At 58.4% G+C, this 2044-nt stretch carries 2 protein-coding genes; both read right to left on the bottom strand.

Annotation, left to right across the window (positions count from 1 at the left end):
* The coding region (locus AC1DSJ_RS30075; RefSeq protein WP_476760468.1) for a type VI immunity family protein at nt 1–1397 on the bottom strand (1397 nt) is incomplete at its 3' end.
* Nucleotides 1394–2044: VRR-NUC domain-containing protein (locus tag AC1DSJ_RS30070; RefSeq protein ID WP_476760467.1), on the bottom strand; the 651-nt coding region annotated here is incomplete at its 5' end. The genes AC1DSJ_RS30075 and AC1DSJ_RS30070, both read right to left, overlap by 4 nt.

Raw genomic sequence — 2044 nt, 5'->3', positions numbered from 1 at the left:
TGCATCCAATGCCACGTCACCGGCTGGCCTTGATAAGCCGGCAGCGGTTCATCCTTAGCGACGGTGCACAAGATCGATCCTTTCTCGTCGGCGCGCCATCGGCCGGCGCGTGGAGCGGGTTGGCCGGTCTTTGCCTGCCGCGCCGGTTCAGGTTCGGGTGCGCGTTGATCAATGTCGCGCTGCCAGATGACGCGGCCTCGAGAGGCGTTTTGCGAGACCGGCGGTGCGAACTCTCCGGCCTTGAAGTAACGGCGGGAATCGGTCTTGGCGAGCGTGTACCACCAGCCGTCCGAAGGAATCGGCTCCCCCACGACGACGTGGGTGGCCGTAGGCTCGACGGGTGGGTCGCCCGGGGTCAGGCCGCGAATCTCGGGCGTTGGCCAATCACTATCGTCATCGAAGCGCGCCAGCCAGCGCTGGGTGTCGATGTGGTCGAAATATTCGTTCGGGTCGCCATCCCATTCGCCAAAGCCAGTCAGTTCCAGTTGCGGATGTCGGATGCGTCTGAGCAGACGGTTGAGCAGAACGGGAAGTTCAGGCACGCCGAGTTCAACGGGATACAGCTCGGGTTGCGGACCCAGTTCAATCCATTGCCCGCAGCTGAGCGTGTCGATGCGGATGCGTGGGTCGTTGAGATGAGCGATAACGTCTTCGCGCGAGACCGAGAGCTTTTCGCGCCAGATGTCCGACAGGAAGAAGCCCCAGGTGGGGGGGCGGATGCCTGAGGGGAGCTGGGCGGGGCCGTCCATACCAAATGGATAGTCAGTGTCCAGTCCGTAAAAATGGGGAGCAAGAGCTCGGTCCCAGGCAGCGATTTCGGATCGCATGCCGAACTCCAGAGGATTGCCCATTGAGAAGCCGCTGTAGACTTGCGCCGGCTTCAGGCGGCCGATCGTGTCCAAGACAAATTTCCGCCAAGCGTCCTTGTTATCCAACCACCATTGCCAGCGATAGTAAAACTGGATCGATGAGTAGTACTGGAAGTTGTCTCCAAGCGTGGGTTCACGCCACAAGTACGCGGCGTGGGTGGGCGAGCTCTGATGGTTCTTTTCATCAGTGAAGTTGACGGAGAACGCTTTCTCGAGCGGCGTCCTTCGTACCCACTCACGTAGATCTCCCAAACGCTTCGAGCCGTAAGGGTGGGGCCGTTCCGAATCAGGGTGGGTGGCTATTGTGTAGGGAGCGCCCAAGCACTTTTCAAAGTCCTCGTGAATATCAATCATGTCCAGCGTGGTCCGTAGGAAATGATCAGGTTCGTAGTGGAAGTAGAAGGTCAGGAATGGGGTGCTTGAGAGCTCGAACGATCCATTGTCAATGGCGATGCTCGGCCATTTTTTCAGGTCATCGATCATGCCCACGAGGTCATCATCCTCAATCAAGCGGCTGCTCGCGTTCATCCTCTTCTCCTCCTGCGTGGTTCGCTTTGGTCGCCTTTCTCTGAGGTGGGGGAATAACCCGTGCAGTCTTCCGGAACGCGTAGAAGCGCGACCTTCTGCGTATTGCCGTGCATCAGCCTCACGTAGCTTTTCATCTGATTCTGTTTGACCCAATCGTTCGGAAACTTGATCTCAACCGCCGCGAACACGTTTTCAACTTCAAACGGCTGCTGGCGATACTCCACAATCACCAGATCCGGCGCCAAGCTGCCCTTTGGACGTGGCCAGAAAGGGAAGTACTCGCTGATCCGTTTTGGCCGCGTGGATGGCTCGCCGAGCATGGCGGCAAACGACGTGCCGTTGTAATTCGGCTCCGCCTTCAGCGGACTTTGCCAGCCCAGCAAATCGTCCACGGCTTCAAACACCAGTGACGCGGTGGTTTGCTTTAACGCGATATCAATCGTGGTTTCGATGACGTCGCCGGGGATCTTCTTGCGGATTCTTCTTGGTACTGTCAAAGGCGACTTCAACGCCCACTGGCAGACCGTGCTGATCACGGGGCGGAACGGTATCTTGCGTTCGATGTACTGTTTGAAGGTCACGTTTTCGCTGCGCCCGCGCGACACCGTCGTGTTGCCGCCCGTGCGCACGAACGTAGAGCTCTTGAT

The sequence above is a fragment of the Achromobacter sp. 01N37 genome, from assembly GCF_056399725.1.
This window is presented reverse-complemented; position numbering and strand designations above follow the sequence as displayed.